Annotated in this window: 6 protein-coding genes; all 6 read left to right on the forward strand. The window is 72.1% G+C overall.

Features of this window, described 5'->3' with window-relative positions:
- Positions 1-56: 56 nt before the first annotated feature.
- Genes NE235_RS14035 through NE235_RS14060 form a run of 6 tightly spaced genes read left to right on the forward strand, consistent with a single transcriptional unit; the run spans position 57 to position 17,573 of the window.
- Positions 57-6,854, forward strand: a complete 6,798-nt coding sequence (locus NE235_RS14035) for a non-ribosomal peptide synthetase (protein ID WP_252802720.1) — start codon at positions 57-59, stop codon at positions 6,852-6,854.
- Complete coding sequence (locus NE235_RS14040; RefSeq protein WP_252802722.1) at positions 6,851-12,367, forward strand: non-ribosomal peptide synthetase; 5,517 nt, start codon at positions 6,851-6,853, stop codon at positions 12,365-12,367. The genes NE235_RS14035 and NE235_RS14040 overlap by 4 nt, the downstream gene beginning before the upstream one ends.
- Positions 12,364-13,554 (forward strand): saccharopine dehydrogenase NADP-binding domain-containing protein, encoded by a 1,191-nt coding sequence (locus NE235_RS14045; RefSeq protein WP_252802724.1) that lies wholly within the window; start codon positions 12,364-12,366, stop codon positions 13,552-13,554. The genes NE235_RS14040 and NE235_RS14045 overlap by 4 nt, the downstream gene beginning before the upstream one ends.
- Positions 13,551-15,461: a Gfo/Idh/MocA family oxidoreductase gene (locus tag NE235_RS14050; protein WP_252802726.1), complete on the forward strand. Its 1,911-nt coding sequence runs from the start codon at positions 13,551-13,553 to the stop codon at positions 15,459-15,461. Before NE235_RS14045 ends, NE235_RS14050 begins: the two co-directional genes overlap by 4 nt.
- 28 nt (positions 15,462-15,489) lie before the next feature.
- On the forward strand, positions 15,490-16,728 hold the full coding sequence (locus tag NE235_RS14055; protein ID WP_252802730.1) for a cytochrome P450: 1,239 nt from the start codon (positions 15,490-15,492) through the stop codon (positions 16,726-16,728).
- Positions 16,725-17,573, forward strand: a complete 849-nt coding sequence (locus tag NE235_RS14060) for a thioesterase II family protein (RefSeq protein ID WP_308206072.1) — start codon at positions 16,725-16,727, stop codon at positions 17,571-17,573. The genes NE235_RS14055 and NE235_RS14060 overlap by 4 nt, the downstream gene beginning before the upstream one ends.
- The last annotated feature ends 45 nt before the right edge of the window (positions 17,574-17,618 follow it).

Genomic DNA, 17,618 nt, shown 5'->3' on the forward strand with positions numbered 1-17,618 from the left:
CCGCCGGTCCGGCCCTGCGAAGCACCGAGGAGTATGACGGAAGGGGATCTGTGTCCGTGCGCGATGAACAGCTCGGTGGTGGATCGATCTCGGAGGACGTCGCGCCGGCGACGAGTCCGCCGTCCGGTAATCCGGCCGGTGGGCCGCCGGTCGCACGCCCGTCCGGCCTGACGGCCTGTGAGGTACGCGAGGACGTGGCCCGGGTGCTGGAGATCCCCGTCGACGAGGTCGACGATGGGCGCGACCTGTTCGAACTCGGCCTCGACTCGTTGCGGTTGATGTCGCTGGTCAGTGCCTGGCGCCGCCGCGGCTGGACGGTGAGCTTCCAGGACCTCTCCGAGGATCCGGTCCTGGAGACCTGGGTCGCCCTCATCTCCAAGAGCACGGGCACGGAGCCGGTGTCGCCCGTCCCGGCGCACCGGCCGGCACCGGTGTCCGCGAGCCTTGACGAGGAGGAGGCGCCGTACCCGTTGGCGACGATGCAGCACGCCTACTGGGTCGGCCGGCAGGACGGTCAGCCGCTCGGCGGCGTCGCCGCGCACTTCTACACCGAACTCGACGGCCACGACCTGGATCCCCGGCGGCTCGGGGAGGCGCTGGAGGCTCTGACGGCCCGCCACGGCATGTTGCGGGTGCGCATCGACGACGAGGGCCGCCAGCATCACGTGGCCACCGGTCCCCGCCTGACCGTCCATGACCTGCGCGACCGGTCCGCCGAAGAAGTCGACGCGGTGCTGGACGACCTGCGTGAGCGATACACCCACGCCCGGATGGACGTCGCCGCGGGCGAGGTGATCCGGATCGCGCTGTCCCTGCTGCCCCAGGGCAGGACACGCCTACACCTGGACCTGGACATGATCGCCGGCGACGCGCTCAGCCTGCGTAACCTGCTGTCGGACCTGCGCCGGCTGTACGAAGAGCCGGGCGAGCCGCTGCCTCCGATCGGCCTGAACTACCGCCGCTACCTGGCCGAGCGAGCCCGCCGCCGCGGCCCTGAGCGTGAGGAGTCCGCGCGCTGGTGGCGCGAGCGGATACCCGATCTTCCTGGGTCGCCCCAGCTGCCCACCACGGTGGACCTGCTGCGACCCGTCTCGGCGGCCGACACCGCGCTCACCCGCACCGGACGCCTGCACCATTGGCTCGACCCGGAGGCCAAGGCGGCCCTGATCGAGCGTTCGCGCCGCCACGGCATCACGCCGGCCGCGCTCCTCGCCACCGCCTTCGCCGAAGTCGTCGCGGCGTGGAGCGGCACCCAGCGGTTCCTGCTCAACCTTCCGCTCTTCGACCGGGAGATGATCACACCCGACGTCGCGCAGCTGGTCGGCGACTTCAGCAGCTCGATCATGCTGGACGCGGACCTGCGCGCCGACCTGCCGGTGGTCGAGCAAGCCCGGCAGCTCCAGGCGCGCCTGCGGGCGGCCGTCGCCCACGGAGCGTACGGCGGCGTCGAGGTGCTCCGAGACCTCTCCCGGCACCAGGGCGGCCCGGTGCTCGCGCCCGTCGTCTACACCAGTGCCATCGGCCTCGGCGAGATCTACGACTCAGAGGTCCAGGCGTGCTTCGGCCGTCCGGTGTGGATCATCTCTCAAGGGCCCCAGGTCGCCCTGGACGCCCAGGTCACCGAACTCGACGGTGGCCTGCTGCTCAACTGGGACGTTCGCGAGGGTGTGTTCGCTCCCGGAGCGCTGACCGCCGCTTTCGCGGCCTACCGGCGTCTGGTGACCGACCTGGTCCGCACGGACGCCGCCTGGCTACGTCCGGTCGGACCACTGCTGCCCGCCGAGCAACTCGCCCGGCGTACGCGCGCCGCGCTCCCGCCCGCGCCCGCATCACACGATGCGCTGCACACGCGCTTCTTCGACGTGGCCGAACGTCACCCGGAGCGCGTGGCGGTGATCCGCGAGGACGGTACGGAGCTGAGCTACGGACGGCTCGCCCTGGACGCCCGAAGGGTCGCGGCACTGCTGCACCGCCATGGCGTACACCAAGGAGACGCGGTCGCCGTCACCCTGCCCAGGGGCGCCGACCAGATCACCGCGGTCCTCGGCGTGCTCGCCGCCGGCGCCGCCTACGTGCCTGTGGGTACGGAGCAGCCTCCCGTCCGGCGGGCCGACGTTCACCGCACCGCCGGAGCCGCCATCGTGCTCACCGACGACGCGCACGTAGATCTGACCGGCCGGCTCCCGGGGGTGACGGTACTCCGCCTGGCCGAGGCCCGATTCGAGCAGCCGGCGACGGTCGTCCGTCCCGCGCCCGAGTGCCCGGCCTATCTGCTCTTCACCTCGGGTTCCACCGGCCGGCCCAAAGGCGTCGAGGTGCCGCACCGCGCGGTCGTGAACACCATCGACGCGGTGGGTGACCTGTTCGGAATCGGGCCGGACGACGGCACGCTGGCTCTGGCCCCTCTCGACTTCGACATGGCCACCTACGATCTGTTCGCACCCTTGTCGGCAGGTGGCCGCGTCGTCGCCCTGGGCGAGGAGCACCAGCGCGACGCGCGGCATTGGGCGCACCTGGTCCGGGAGCACGGCGTCACCGTGATCAACTGCGTGCCGGCACTGCTGGACATGCTCATGGACGCGGTGCGGGGCGACGCGCCGAACGGGCGGGAGGCCAGAGCCGGAGAGGGCCTGGGCGACAGCCTCCGCCTGGTGCTGCTGGGAGGTGACTGGGTCGGGCTGGACCAGCCCGACCGGCTGCGCGCCCTCGTACCCGGCTGCCGTTTCGTGGCGCTCGGCGGCATGACCGAGGCCGCCATCCACTCCACGGTCTTCGAGGTCGAGCAGGTCGATCCCGCGTGGCGATCGGTGCCCTGGGGCGTGCCGCTGCGCAACATGCGCGCGCGCGTCGTCGACGAGCGCGGCCGGGATCGGCCCGACCATGTGCCCGGCGAGCTATGGGTCGGCGGGCTGGGTGTCGCCAGCGGCTACCGCGGTGACCCGGAGCGCACCGCCGCTCGCTTCGTCGAGTACGACGGGGAGCGCTGGTACCGCACCGGAGACCTCGCTCGCTACGGGCCTGGCGGGATCATCGAGTTCCTCGGCCGCGCCGACCACCAAGTCAAGATCCGTGGGCATCGGATCGAGCTCGGCGAGGTCGAGTCGGCGCTGGAAGCCCACCCCGGTGTGCTGCACGCGGTCGCCGCCGTGATCGAGGCGCCCGCCCGCCGTCTGGGGGCGGTCGTCTCACCCGCCGACGGGCAGCGACCCGACCCGGACGAACTACTGGCCTGGGCCGCCGACCGGCTGCCCTCGTACATGCTGCCGGACCCCCTGCTGGTCCAGGACGCGATGCCGCTGACCGCCAACGGCAAGCTGGACCGTTCCGCGGCGCAGGCGGCGCTGAACCGGGCCGTCGGCGAACGGCCCATCCGGAAGGAGGCCCCGAACGGCCCGGTGGAGCAGACCGTCGCCCGGATCTGGGCCGAGTTGCTGGACCTGCCGGAGGTAGGCCGCGACGACGGCTTCTTCGCCCTGGGCGGCGACTCGTTGATCGCCACTCGGATGGTCGTCCGGCTACGCGCCGCCGGGCTGCACGGTGCGGGCGTGGCCGCGTTGTTCGGCGCACCGGCGCTGCGCGACTTCGCGGCTCTCCTGACCGTCGGCCGCGAAGATGCGCCAGGGACGGGGATCACGCCGGACCCGCGCCGCGCACACGAGCCCTTCCCGCTCACCGACGTCCAAACGGCCTATCTCATAGGCCGCCGATCCGGATTCACGCTCGGGAACGTCGGCACGTGGCACTACAGCGAGTTCGACGGCCCGGCCGTCGACCTGGAACGGCTGACGGCCGCCTGGCGGCGGCTCATCCAGCGGCACGGGATGCTGCGGGCCGTCATCGAGGACGATGCGCAACGGGTGCTGGAGACGGTGCCGGAATTTCGGATCGGCGTCCGCGACGTGGACGCCGCTGAGGCGGAACAGGCACTCGCCGCTCTGCGAGACGAGATGTCACACCAGGTACGCGACCCCGCCCGCTGGCCCCTCTTCGACGTCCGCGCGGTCCGCTACCAGGACGGCTCGGGGACGACCCGGGTCCGGCTCGGCATCGGCCTGGACCATCTCGTCCTGGACGCGTTGTCGATCACGACGCTGTACGCCGAGCTCAACCGTCTCTACGCCGATCCCGCGGCGGAGCTTCCACCGGTCGAGCTCGCCTTCCGTGACTACGTCACCGGGCTGCCGCAAGACCCGGATGCCCAAGAGCGTGCCCGTGCCCACTGGAGCAGAAGGCTGGAGGAGCTTCCGCCCGCGCCCACACTGCCGCTCGACCGCGACCCGGCGCTCGTGGAGACGCCCCGCTTCACCCGGCGCCGGCTACGTCTGGACGAGGCACGCTGGCAGGCCGTCAAGGAGGAGTCCGCACGCCACGGGCTGACCCCGTCGACCGTGCTGCTCGCCGCGTACGGCGAGGTTCTGTCGACGTGGAGCGGCAGCGACGCGGTCACCGTCACCCTGACCCTGTTCAACCGGCGGGACGTGCACCCGCACGTCCACCGCGTCCTGGGCGACTTCACCGGACTGGCGCCGACCGCGTACCGGCGTTCGGACCGGGGATGGCTGGCGGCAGCCAAGGAACTGCAGCGCCGTCAGGCCGAGGACCTGGACCATCATGACGTGCCGGCCTCCTGGCTGCTGCGGGAGCTGGGCCGCCGCACCGGCACCCTGGACGCGGCCGTTCCCGTGGTGTTCACCAGCGCGCTCGGTGTCGGCGACGCCACGCTCTCCGACGCCGCGGCGGGGTTCCCGCCGAAGATCTGGGGAGTCTCCCAGTCACCGCAGGTGTGCCTGGACCACCAGGTCACGGAGGAATCGGGCGAACTGGTGGTCACCTGGGACGCCGTCGAAGAGCTGTTCTGCGAGGGCGTACTGGACGCCATGGTCGACGCCCACACCCGGCTGCTCGACCATCTCGCCGGTGGTGACTGGACGGCGCCGATCCCTGACCTGACGCCCGCCGACCAGCGGCAGACCCGCGCCGCGCTGAACCGTACCCGGCCCACCAGGCCGCGCCTGCTGCACGAGACGTTCTTCACCCGTGCCGCCGCCGAACGGCACCGCACCGCGCTGGTCACCGCCGACGGCCGCACCGTGGACTACGGCGCGCTGGCCGACGCCGCCCTGCGCACCGCGACCGCCCTGGGCGAGCGCGGGGTGCGCGAGGGTGACCTGGTCGCGGTCACGCTGCCCAAGGGACCGGAGCAGATCATCGCCGTGCTGGGGGTGCTCGCCGCCGGCGCGGCCTACGTCCCGATCGGAGTCGAGCAGCCGACCGCTCGCCGCGACCGGATACGCACCACCGCCCGAGTACGGCTGACGATCGGCGCCCGTGCGGCGGAGGAGCCCGAGTCCGCGACGGACGATCAGCGGGCCGGCGCCTCGATCGAGCAGGCACCGTCCGGCGACCCGGTACTCACCATCGACGAGGCACTGACCGCCGCGCCCGCCGACGGACCGCGTGCGGTGCCGCCCACCGCACTCGCGTACGTGATCTTCACCTCGGGTTCCACCGGCGAGCCGAAGGGAGTGGCCATGAGCCACGCCGCGGCGTGGAACACGGTGACGGCCATCAACACGCTCCACGGCATCGGCCCCGACGACCGGGTGTTCGCCCTGTCCGCACTCGACTTCGATCTGTCGGTCTACGACATCTTCGGCTTGCTCGCCGCAGGAGGGTCCCTGCTGCTGCCCACCGAGGAACAGCGGCGGGAGCCGCACCAGTGGCCGGTGCTCGTACGCGAGCACGAGGTCACCGCGTGGAACACCGTGCCGGCCCTGCTCGACCTGCTCCTTGACGCGGATGACCAGGCCCCGAAGGACGGCCGCACACTGCTCGGCCTGCGCACCGCGCTGATCTCTGGAGACTGGATCGGACTGGACCTGCCCGGCCGACTGCGCGAGCGCACCGCCGACGGCTGCCGTTTCATCGCCATGGGAGGCGCCACCGAGGCCGCGGTGTGGTCCAACACGTTCACCGTCGACAAGCTCGACCCCGCCTGGCCGTCCATCCCGTACGGCCATCCGCTCCCGGGCCAGCGTTACCGCGTCGTCGGCCCCGGCGGCCGCGACTGCCCCGACTGGGTCGCGGGCGAACTGTGGATCGGCGGAGCGGGTCTTGCGGCCGGTTACCTCGGCGACCAGGAACACACCGCGCAAAAGTTCGTTCACCAGGACGGGCAACGCTGGTACCGCACCGGTGACCTGGGCCGTTACCGCCCCGGCGGGCTGCTGGAGTTTCTCGGCCGGATGGACGGCCAGCTGAAGATCGCCGGCCACCGGATCGAGTCGGGCGAGGTCGAGGCGGCGATCGAGGCACACCCGTACGTCACCCGGGCCGCCGTGGTGGCCGCAGGCGAGCGTACGGCGCGACGGCTCGCCGCGTTCGCCGTTCTCGCCCAGGACGGCGTAGATGACCCCCGGCCCGTGGAGGACTGGCTGCGGCCCTGGCTCGGTCGGCGGCTGGCACCCTACGCCGTGCCCTCTCGGGTGACCGTCCTGCCCGCGCTGCCGCTGACCGGCAACGGCAAGGTCGACCGGCGCGCACTGGCCGCTCTCGCCGAACAGGACGCGCCGGACCCGGGCACCCGACCCGAACCGCCACAAGGGCAGGTCGAAATCGCCCTCGCCGAGCTGTGGGGCACGGTCCTCCCCGGCTCCGTACGGGACCGGCACACGGACTTCCTCACCATGGGCGGCGACAGCCTGTCGGCCATCCGATTGGCCTCCGCGATTGAGCGCCGGTTCGGCGTACGGATCCCCGTACGCCGGCTCCTCGCCGCACCCACCGTCGCAGCCCTGGGAACAGACGTCGCCGCCGCCGTCGCCGCGAACGAAACCGAGATCGGAGAGCTGTGAACATCACCGAGTTGCTGGCCGCCTACGAACGCGACGGTGTCCATCTGTGGGCGGAAGGCGGGCAACTGCGTTTTCGCGCGCCCAAGGACTACATGACCGAGGCACGCCGTGCCGAGTTGCGGACACACAAGGCGGCGATCCTGGAACACCTGGCCGCCGGCGACGCCCAGCGCGCTCTGCGCCACGACGCGGGCAACCGGTACGAACCCTTCCCGCTCACCGACATCCAGGCCGCCTACCTGATCGGCCGCGCCGACGCCTACGCCTACGGCGGCGTCGCCTGTCATGCCTACGTGGAACTGAGCGTCGCCGAACTCGACCCGGAGCGGGTGAGCGCCGTCTGGCGCGCCCTGATCGCCCGACACGACATGCTCCGCGTCATCGTCCACCCCGACGGCTACCAGCGAGTGCTGCCGGACGTCCCGGAACTGCCGATCAGCGTCACCGACGCGCGGAACGAGGCGGCCGTCGAAGGCGTCCGTGCCCGCCTGTCGCACCGCACCGGGCCCACCGACCGCTGGCCGTTGTTCACGCTGCACATCACCCACGCACCAGGGCGTGACCTGCTGCACATGTCCTTCGACATGCTCGTCGTCGACCACGCCAGTCTCCGGCTGCTCATCGCGGAGTTCCAGACGCTGTACGCCGGTGGTGACCTGCCGCCGCTCCGCATCGGCTTCCGGGACTACGTGCTGGCGCGGCGGGCGCTGACGGAGACGCCGGAGTACGCGCGCGACCGCGCGTACTGGGACGGGCGTCTGGAGGAACTCCCGCCCGCCCCCGAACTGCCGACCGCCGAAGGCTGGGCCGCACCGGCCCGCGCCACGACCGGGCCCGCCGCGCAGTTCGACGGAACCGTGCGCTTCCGCCGCCTGGAGCGGACGCTTTCAGCTGATGCGACGGAGCTGCTGGCCGAGCGGGCCCGCCGGCACGGCCTGACCTCCGCGACCGCGCTGCTCACCGCCTACGCCGAGACCGTCGGCCGCTGGTCACGCGCGTCGCGCTTCACCCTGAACGTGCCGACCGTGGACCGGCTCCCGCTGCACGAGGACATCGACCGCGTGGTCGGCGACTTCACCTCCCTCGAACTGCTCGCCGTGGACCTCTCCGAGGAGATGCCCTTCATCGAGCGGGCACGGGCCATCGGCGACCGCCTGCTGGAAGATCTGGAACACCCGTTGTTCACCGGTTCGGAGGTGCTGGCCGAGCTGTCCCACCGGAGCGGTTCGCCCGTGCTGATGCCGGTCGTGTTCACCAGCGCCCTCGGCGCGGCGCGGTCGTCCGGCGACGGGCCGGGCTCCGCCGGCGTCCCGCAGGTGGTCGGCTACGCCGTCACCCAGACCCCGCAGGTATGGATCGACTGTCAGGTGATGGAACGCGGCGGCGCCATCGCTCTGTCCTGGGACGTCAGGGAGGGCGTGCTGCCGGACGGGTTGGCCGAGGACATGTTCGGCGCCTGGACGGCCCTGGTGGAACGGCTGGCCGGGGAGGAAGAGGTGTGGACACGGCCCGCCGAGGTTCCGTTGCCGGCCGCCCAGGCCGAGCGGCGAGCCTGGGTCAACGCCACCGCCCATCCGCTGCCGGACGCCCTGCTGCACGAGCCGGTCTTCGCCCGTGCCCGGCGAACGCCCGACGCCGTCGCCGTACGGACCACCGATCGGGTCCTGACCTACCGCGCGCTCGCCGCCCGCGCGGCTGAGGTGGCCGCGCGGCTGCGGGCCGCCGGGCTGCGCCCCGCGGAGCCGGTGGCGATCTGGATGGACAAGGGCTGGGAACAGGTGGTGGCCGTGCTCGGTACGCTCCTCGCCGGGGGCGCCTACCTGCCCGTCGACACGGCACAGCCCGCGGCACGCCGCGACGCGATCCTGTCCGATGCGGGGGTTCGCCTCCTGCTCACTCAATCCTGGCTGGCCGAGGCCGGGGACCTGCCGGACACCGTGACCGCCCTCGCCGTCGACGATTTGCCCGAAGGCGTCGTGCCGGCCGACACCCCGCCGCGCGCGGTGTCACCCGACGACCTCGCCTACGTGATCTACACCTCCGGTTCGACCGGCAGCCCCAAGGGCGTGATGATCAGCCATCGGGCGGCCCTGAACACGATCGAGGACATCAATCGGCGCCACGACATCGGCGCCGACGACCGGATTCTCGGCGTCGCCGGACTGGGGTTCGACCTGTCGGTGTGGGACCTGTTCGGCACCCTGTCCGCGGGCGGTGTTCTGGTGCTGCCGGACGCGGAGCGCCGCGGTGATCCCTCTCACTGGGCCGATCTCATCACCGGCTCGGGGGTGACGGTCTGGAACTCGGTTCCCGGACAGCTCCAGATGCTCTGCGACTGGCTGCGCCCAGGTCCCGCGCTCGAGTCGAGCAGGCTGCGCCTGGCCCTGCTGTCCGGTGACTGGATCCCCGTCACACTGCCGGACCAGGCGCGGGCGATCCTGCCCGGGCTGGAGATCGTCGCTCTCGGGGGAGCCACCGAGGGGTCCATCTGGTCGATCGCGCACCCCGTGGATGAGGTCGACGTCTCCCGCCCGAGCATCCCCTACGGCCGACCGCTGGCCAACCAGAGCTTTCACGTGCTCGACCAGACCATGCGGCCGTGCCCCGACTGGGTGCCCGGCGAACTCTACATCGGCGGTGCCGGGGTGGCGCTGGGCTACCTGGGCGACGACGCCCGCACGGCAGAGCGCTTCGTCACCGAACCGGAGACCGGCGCGCGGGTTTACCGGACCGGCGACATCGGCCGTTACCTCCCTGACGGCTCCATCGAGTTCCTCGGCCGCGAGGACGCCCAGGTGAAGATCCGCGGTTACCGGGTGGAACTCGCCGAGATCGAAGCCGCCGTCCAGTCGCATCCGGCGGTGGCCGCCGCGGCCGTCGTCGTCGACGACTCCGCGCCCGGTGGCCGCCGCCTGGCAGCGTTCGTCGAGACCGGACGCCGTGAGCGGGACGAGATCGGATCCGGCCGTGCCGCCGCTGTCCACGAGGCGGCGGCGCAGGCCGTTCGCGAGGCGTCCGCCGCGGTCGATGCGGCCCGCCTGACCGAGTTCCTCGACGCGCTCGATGACGTGGCGCTGTCGGTGATGGCCCGGCTGCTGGAAGGCACCGGCCTGTTCACCGGCGACACTCCCCGTACCGCTGAGGAGATCTGCGCGGCACTGCGTGCGACCCCCCGTCACCGGCACGTCATCCGCCGATGGCTTAGCGCCCTGGCCGCCCGTGACCGGCTGATCCACGACGACGCGGGCTCCTACCGCGGCTTGCGCCCGGCCGCCGCGGACCCGGAGCAGGCCTGGCGGCAGGCGACCGACCTGGGCGGACAGGTCGGCTGGAGCACCGGACTACTCGACGTCATGCGCCTGTGCGCCGACCGGTTGCCCGAGCTGATCAGCGGTGAGATCGATATTCGCGCACTGCTCTTTCCCGGCGCCGACCTGTCGGCGGCCGACGCCGCGTACCGCGACAACCTGGCCATTCGTCACCTCAACCAGGCCGTCGTCGCCGCGCTTCGGGAGGTCGCCGCCGGTCATGTCGGCGAGGAGCGGTTGCGCGTGCTGGAGATCGGCGGCGGCGTCGGAGGCACCACCGGTGAACTCGTGCCGATGCTGGCCGATTACGGCGTGGACTACCTGTTCACCGACCCGTCGCCGTTCTTCCTGAACGAGGCGCGGGAGCGTTTCGCCGACCATCCCTGGGTCCGCTACGAACGCTTCGACGTCGACCGGGAGATCCGCGACCAGGGGTTCACCCCCAACTCCTTCGACGTCGTCATCTGCGCCAACACCCTGCACGCCGCCACCGACGTCGACGCCGCGATGTCACGCCTGCGTGAACTGCTCGTGCCAGGGGGCCACCTGGTGTTCGTGGAGAACACCCGCGACGACCATCCTCCGCTGCTGGTATCGATGGAGTTCCTCGAAGTCGCCGACCGAGCCTGGACCGACCTGCGCGCGGCGAACGGACAGTCCTTCCTCACCCGGCCGCAGTGGCTGGACCTGCTCGACCGGCACGGCGCGGCGGATGTCACCTCACTGCCCACGCCGGACGACCCGCTGGCCGCCACCGGGCAGGAGGCGTTCCTCGCCCGGATGAAGACCGACCGGATCCACGTCACGGTGGGTGAACTCGTCCGCCAGGCCGCGAACCGGCTGCCGGAGTACATGCTCCCCGCGGTTTGGCAGGTCCTCGACGCCATGCCCCGCACCGCCAATGGCAAGACGGACCGGGCGCGCCTGCTCTCCTGGCTCCCGCGCGAGACCCCGGGCATCGCCGCGGCACTCACGGAACAGCCCATGGACGAACTGGAGAGTCGGCTCGCCGAGCTGTGGGCGGAGCTGATGTCGCTCGAACGGGTCGGTCGCGACGATGACTTCTTCGCGCTCGGCGGGGACTCGCTGCTGGTCGCCCGGATGGTCGGGCGGCTCCGCGAGCGCGTACCACAGGCCGCCGCGCTGGAATGGGAGGTCGTGCTCCGGCACATGCTCCGCCGGCCCACGGTGGCGGGCCTCGCCGCGTTCCTCCGCGGCCTGACGGGCATCCAGGTAAGCGACGCCGCGCCGGGCGCCCCGGTCAGTCCTGTCGTGCACCTGCACGGGAGCGGCGCACCCGACGAACCCACGACGGTCCTGGTACACGCCGGAACCGGCACGGTGATGCCCTATCGGGCACTGATCACCGAGATCCGGCGGCGCTCACCCGGAACCGCCACCGTGGTCGGCCTGGAGATCCCCGGCCTGGACCGGTTCCTGGGCGCACAGCCGGAGGGACTGATCGAGCGACTCGCCGCCGACTACGCACGCGCCCTCTTGGACGGCGGCTGCCGCCGCTTCCACGTGGTCGGTTACTGCCTCGGGGGGTTGATCGCCACTGAGGTGGCGCGCAACCTCGCCGAATCCGGCGCCGAGGTCGAGAGTCTCACCGCGATCAGCAGCCACAGCCCGCGCTTCCGCCTCGACGACGAGTTGCTCGCGGAGTACTCCTTCGCCGTCATGATGGGCATCGACCCGGCCGACCTCGGTTTCCCCGCCGACGAGTACCGCGTGGCGGCCGCCGCCGACGCGGTCCTGGCGGGCAGCCCTGGAGTACTGCCAGACGGCGGTCTGGCCGCGCTCACCGGTGAGTACGCCGACGTGGCCACGTGTTTCCGGGAGATGGCCGGGGTGCCGCGTGCGGCACGCATCGCCAGGATGTGCGAGGCCGTGCCCGCCTCCGCCGGAACCTACGCGCCCGACCACATGACGCGGCTGTTCCTGGCCTTCAGACAGAGCGTCTTCGCCATCACCCGCTACGACGCCGAGCCGTACGCGGGCGACATCACCTTCCTGCGCCACAGCGGGGCCTACCCCTTCCCGGGCAGCAAGGACGCCGTCACCGAGTACTGGGAGGAACTGACGCTCGGTGACCTGCGCATCCTCGACATCGGCGGAGACCACTTCAGCTGCTTGTCGGTGGAGCACTCGCCCGCGGTGCTCAAGCTCCTGGACGAGCTGACCGACGGGGTGGTGACCCGATGACGGCCGGTCAGATCGTCGGCGTCCTGGGTGCCTCTGGGGCAGTCGGGCGGGCCGCGGTGCGAGAGCTGCGCGATCTCGGGCACACCGTGGCGCTTCTGGGTGGGCGCCGTCTCGACGCCCTTCGTGAGGTCGCGCGTGAGGAGCCGGCGGGCGCCGGGGAGGTCGTGCGAGTCGACGTGGCCGACCCGGAGAGCCTGGCGGCCTTCGCCGAACGCTGCGACGTCGTGCTCAACTGCGCGGGCCCGACCTATCGGCTGAAGGCCACGGTGGCCGCCGCGGCGCTCGCGGCCGGTGCCCACTGCGTCGACGTGGCAGGCGACGATCCGGCCGCGGAGGCGCTGCTCAGTAGGGGTGATCCCGCGGTGAGCGGCCGGACCGTGGTGCTGTCCGCGGGTACGCTGCCCGGCCTGTCGAGCATCCTGCCGCGCTGGCTCGCCCGCGGCCTGGACGGCGCCACCGCACTGACCGCCTACTGCGGCGGCTTGGAACCGTGTTCCCCGACGGTGGCCGAGGACCTGATGCTGTCGCTCACCACCGGCGGCGCGGGCGGCGCCGCGTACGGAGAGCCCCTCGCCGCCTGGCGTGCCGGACGCAGGCAGTCCCGCGCGTTGCGGCCGGTCGAGGACGCCGCGGCCCCCGGCTTCCCCTGCCGCGCGGCGGTGCAGCCGTTCCTCAGCGCCGAGACCGAGCGGCTCGCCGCCGACCTGGCACTCGACCGCGTCGACTGGTTCAACGTCCACCCGGGCCCGCAGGTACGTGCCCTGCTGAACCGCCTGCCCGGAAGCCTCGCCGCCGGTGCGGACCGCGGGGACCTCGCAGAGAGAATGATGCTGGCCGCCCGGCTGGACCTGGCAGGACGCACCCCCTTTTATGTCATGCACTTCGCCCTCGAGGGAAGCGCGGGCGGGGAGCCTGTGTCGCGCCGCCTGACCGTACTGACGGCCAGCAGCTATCGGCTCACCGCGGCCGTCGGGGCGCTCGCCGTCGACGCGGTACTGCGCGGTGACGTCCCGCCCGGGGTCCACTTCGCCTGCGACGTCCTGAATCCGGAGAGCGTCGCCGGATGGATCCGCGAGAGCGGCGCCGCCCGGTTCGAGCCGTCCGGAGAGGCGCGCGCGGACGGATCCGCTCCGTGCGAGGGCGCCGCGACGGACGCCGACCGCCTCGTCGACGAGGGGGCGCTGTGAGCCTCACGAAACCGTTGCGGGTGCTGGTCTGCGGCACGAACTTCGGCCGCTTCTACATCGAGGCCGTACGCGCCCGCCCCGGCTACGCGCTGGCCGGACTGCTCGCCCGCGGCTCCACGGCATCCCGGGCCTGCGCTCGCCGGCTCGGCGTTCCCCTGTACACCGCCGTCGACCAGGTGCCCGACGACACCATCGACCTGGCCTGTGTCGTCGTCGGCTCGACGATCTCCGGAGGGGCGGGCACCGAGCTGGCGATGTCGCTGCTCGGCCAGGGCATACACGTCCTGCAGGAGCACCCCGTCCATCTGGACGAGTTCACCGCGTGCGTGAAGCTGGCGCGCCGCCACCGGGTTCAGTACCGGCTCAACACCCACTATCCGCACGTCGCGCCGGTGGCCTCCTTCACGGCCGCGGCGCGCCGGCTGACCGAGCGGCGAACGCCCCTGTTCGTGGATGCCGCCACCCCGGTCCATCTGATGCATCCGCTGGTGGACATCCTCGGCCGGGCGCTCGGCTCCCTACGGCCCTGGCGGTTCGCGGATCCGGCACCGGCTCCCGAGGACTTCGGGCCACAGCCGTTCCGCACCGTGCAGGGCGTCCTGGGCGGCGTGCCGCTGACGCTGCGGGTCCACCACCAGCTGGATCCGGCCGACCGGGACAACCACGCCCTGCACTGGCATCGCGTGGCCATCGGCACCGAAGGGGGGGTGCTGACGCTGGCCGACACCCACGGCCCGGTGCTGTGGAGCCCACGCCTGCACGCACACCGCGACGCTGACCGTCGTTTCGTGCTGGAGGGCCCCGGAACCGAGCATCTGGGGCTCCCGACGACGTCCGTGGTCGGTGCCACCGTGCCGTTCAACGAGGTGTTCGCCGACCTGTGGCCGCAGGCGATCGGGCACGCGCTGGACGAGCTACGTGACGCCGTCGCCGAGAGCCGTGACCCGCTGCGTTCCAACCAGTACGAGTTGACGGTCTGCAGGATCTGGTCCGAACTGGCCGCCGTGCTCGGCCCGCCGCAGGTCGTCCGGCCGCCCGCGCCGCAACCGCTCGCGGCCCATGAGCTGTTCCCCGACCACCACGAGCCGGACACGTCGCCCGTACGCGCGCCGGACGACGGGGCGGCATCGGACGCCCCGGGGCCCGTGACAGCGGCGCCGTACACACCGTCCGCCGAGTTCTTCGACCTCGTCGCGGGTGGTCACACCGCCACCTCGAGCGGTCCGGCCGTCGCTCGCGCGCTGGCCGGAATCGATACCGCCGACGGCCCCATCGTCGACATCGGGGCCGGCACCGGCCTGGTCACCGAGGCCGTCGCGCGGGCCCTGCCCGACGCGGAGATCCTGGCCTGCGAGCCGGCCACCGGCATGCGCGCCGTGCTCACCAGCCGGGTGTTCGGCGACCCCGACCTGCGGCGGCGGGTGACGGTCACCGATGGCTCGGCTCCCGATCTGGAACTCCCGGACCGCATCAGCGCGGCGGTGCTGTGCGGCGTTCTCGGCCACCTCGACACCGAGCAACGCAGGTACCTGTGGGAACGGCTGCGGGAACGGCTGAGCCCGGGCGGCCGTGTCGTCGTCGAACTGATGGGGGTCGATGACCCCGTCGCGCTGCCGGCGACCCGGATGGCCACCGCACACGCCGGGCGGCACCGCTATGAGTGGTGGCTCGACGGCGCCCCCGACCCCGAAGACCCCTCTGCCATGCGGCTGCACAGCACCTATCGGGTGTTCGACGCGGCCGAGGCGGAGGGCGCCGACCCGCTGCGGGAGGTACACGACTCCTACCGCTGGATCCCCTTCGGCCTCGATCGTGTCGCGGAGGAGTCCGGACTCCGCACGCGGCCACTGACCGGTCGGACCGGCGGCCCACCCCTGGCCATGCTCACCCACCATCCCATCGCCTGACCCCTCACTTACCGACCAAGGACCCGTCATGAACGCACCTGTGCCCCCGCCGCCGGCCGACCAGCCGACCGGCACCACGCCTCCCCGGGACTTCCCGATGCGCCGGGCCTGCCCCTTCTCCGCGCCTCAGGAGTACGCCGCACTGCGTGCCGAGGAACCCGTCGCCCGCGTGACCCTGCCGACCGGCCGTCCCGCCTGGGCGGTCACGCGTTACGACGATGTCCGTGCCCTGCTGTCCGACCCGCGCATCAGCGCCGACATCCGCCGACCGAACTTCCCCGCCCTCGGGGTGGGCGAGCAAGAGGCCGGCGCCAGACTGCGTCCGTTCATCCGCACCGACCCGCCCGAGCACACCCGCTACCGGCGGATGCTGCTCCCGGAGTTCACCGTCCGTAAGGTCCGCGCCATGCGGCCCACCGTGCAGGACCTCGTGGACGGCATCCTGCGGGACATGCTCGCCGGACCGCAGCCCGTCGACTTCGTCGCGTCCTACGCCAATGCGGTGTCGACGTCGGTGATCTGCGGGCTCCTCGGCATCCCCAGGGAGAACCTGGAGTTCTTCCGTGACGTCACCCGCGTCTCCGGCTCCAGGACCAGCACGGCCGAGGAGGTCGCCGAGGCGCTGAACGGTCTGTTCACGCTGCTGTCCGACCTCATCGCGCAACGGCGGGAGGACCCCGGCGAGGACCTGCTGTCCAAGCTGGTCACCGAGCACCTGCTGACCGGCGACCTAACCATGCACGAGCTGCTCTCGACCGTCGGCATCACCATCAACGCCGGTCGCGAGACCACTACCAGCATGATCGCGCTGTCGACCCTGCTTCTGCTCCGGCGCTCCGACCTGATGGAGCAACTGCGCGCCGAGCCCTCCCTGATGCCCTCCGCAGTGGAGGAACTGCTGCGGGCGCTCTCGGTCGCGGACTCCATCCCCCTGCGCATCGCCGCCGAGGAGATCGAGCTGTCCGGTCGGACGATCCCCGCCGACGACGGCATCATCGGCCTGCTCGCCGGGGCCAACCACGACCCCGACCGGTTCCCCGACCCGGAGACGGTCGACTTCCACCGCGAGGACAACCCTCACCTGGCCTTCGGGCACGGCATGCACCAGTGCATCGGTCAGCAGCTCGCCCGCCTCGAAATGGAGATCGCGCTGCAGACACTGATCCGTGGTGTTCCGACACTGCGGCTCGCGGTGCCCTACGAAGAGATCGTGTTCAAACACGACTCGGCCACCTTCGGCGTCGAGAAGATGCCGGTGGCCTGGTGAACACCTCCTCCCCGACCTCTCGAACCACCGGTGCCGGGCTCGGGGTTCCCGGGCAGCGCCGCCTCGGCCCGTGGCTGCGGCGCTGGGCGGCATACCCGGGCGCGCGGTTCCGGCTGGTCTGTCTCCCGCACGCCGGGGGCGGGGCCAGCTCCTACCGTCCCTGGGCGGCTCTGCTGCCCCCTGACGTCGAGCTGATCGCCGTGCAGTACCCCGGCAGAGAAGACCGCTGGAACGACCCCATGGTCGACCGAATGGAAGAGCTGGTGAACGCGGTCGCCGACTCCCTCCTGCCGCTGATCGATCGTCCGTACGCCCTGTTCGGCCACAGCATGGGCTCGGCCATCGCCTGGGAACTCGCCCATGAGCTGCGCGCCCGGGGGGTATCCGGGCCACGGCGACTGTTCGCCTCCGGTCGCGAGGCACCGGGGACCGCCCAGGTCGGCGAGGTGCACCGGCAGGACGACGCCGCGCTGTGCGCCGAGTTGAAACGGCTCGGCGGCACCCACCACGAGGTGCTGGCCGACCCCGAGCTACGCGCGGCCGTGCTCGGTTACATCCGCAACGACTACCGCCTCATCGAGACCTACCGGCCCGCGGCGCGTCCCCTGCTGAACTGCCCGATCGAGGTGTTCACCGGTGACGTCGATCCCGAGGTGCGGCTCGCGCGGAGCGATGTCCGGGCCGGGGGATGGGCGGCCCTGACCACCGCACACACCGCCGTCCAGGTCTTCCCCGGCGGCCACTTCTACCTCAACTCCCAGCGTGAACGGGTCGTCAGCACCGTCCTCAGGCGGCTGAGCCCCTCGTTCACCCGGGACGCCCGAGGGTGGCCCAGCACTCCGTGACCGGACCGCCCAGCCCGAGCGGTCCGTGGGGATCCGGCGACGGCC

This window comes from Actinoallomurus spadix (assembly GCF_024055725.1).
Taxonomy (GTDB): Bacteria; Actinomycetota; Actinomycetes; order Streptosporangiales; family Streptosporangiaceae; genus Actinoallomurus; species Actinoallomurus spadix.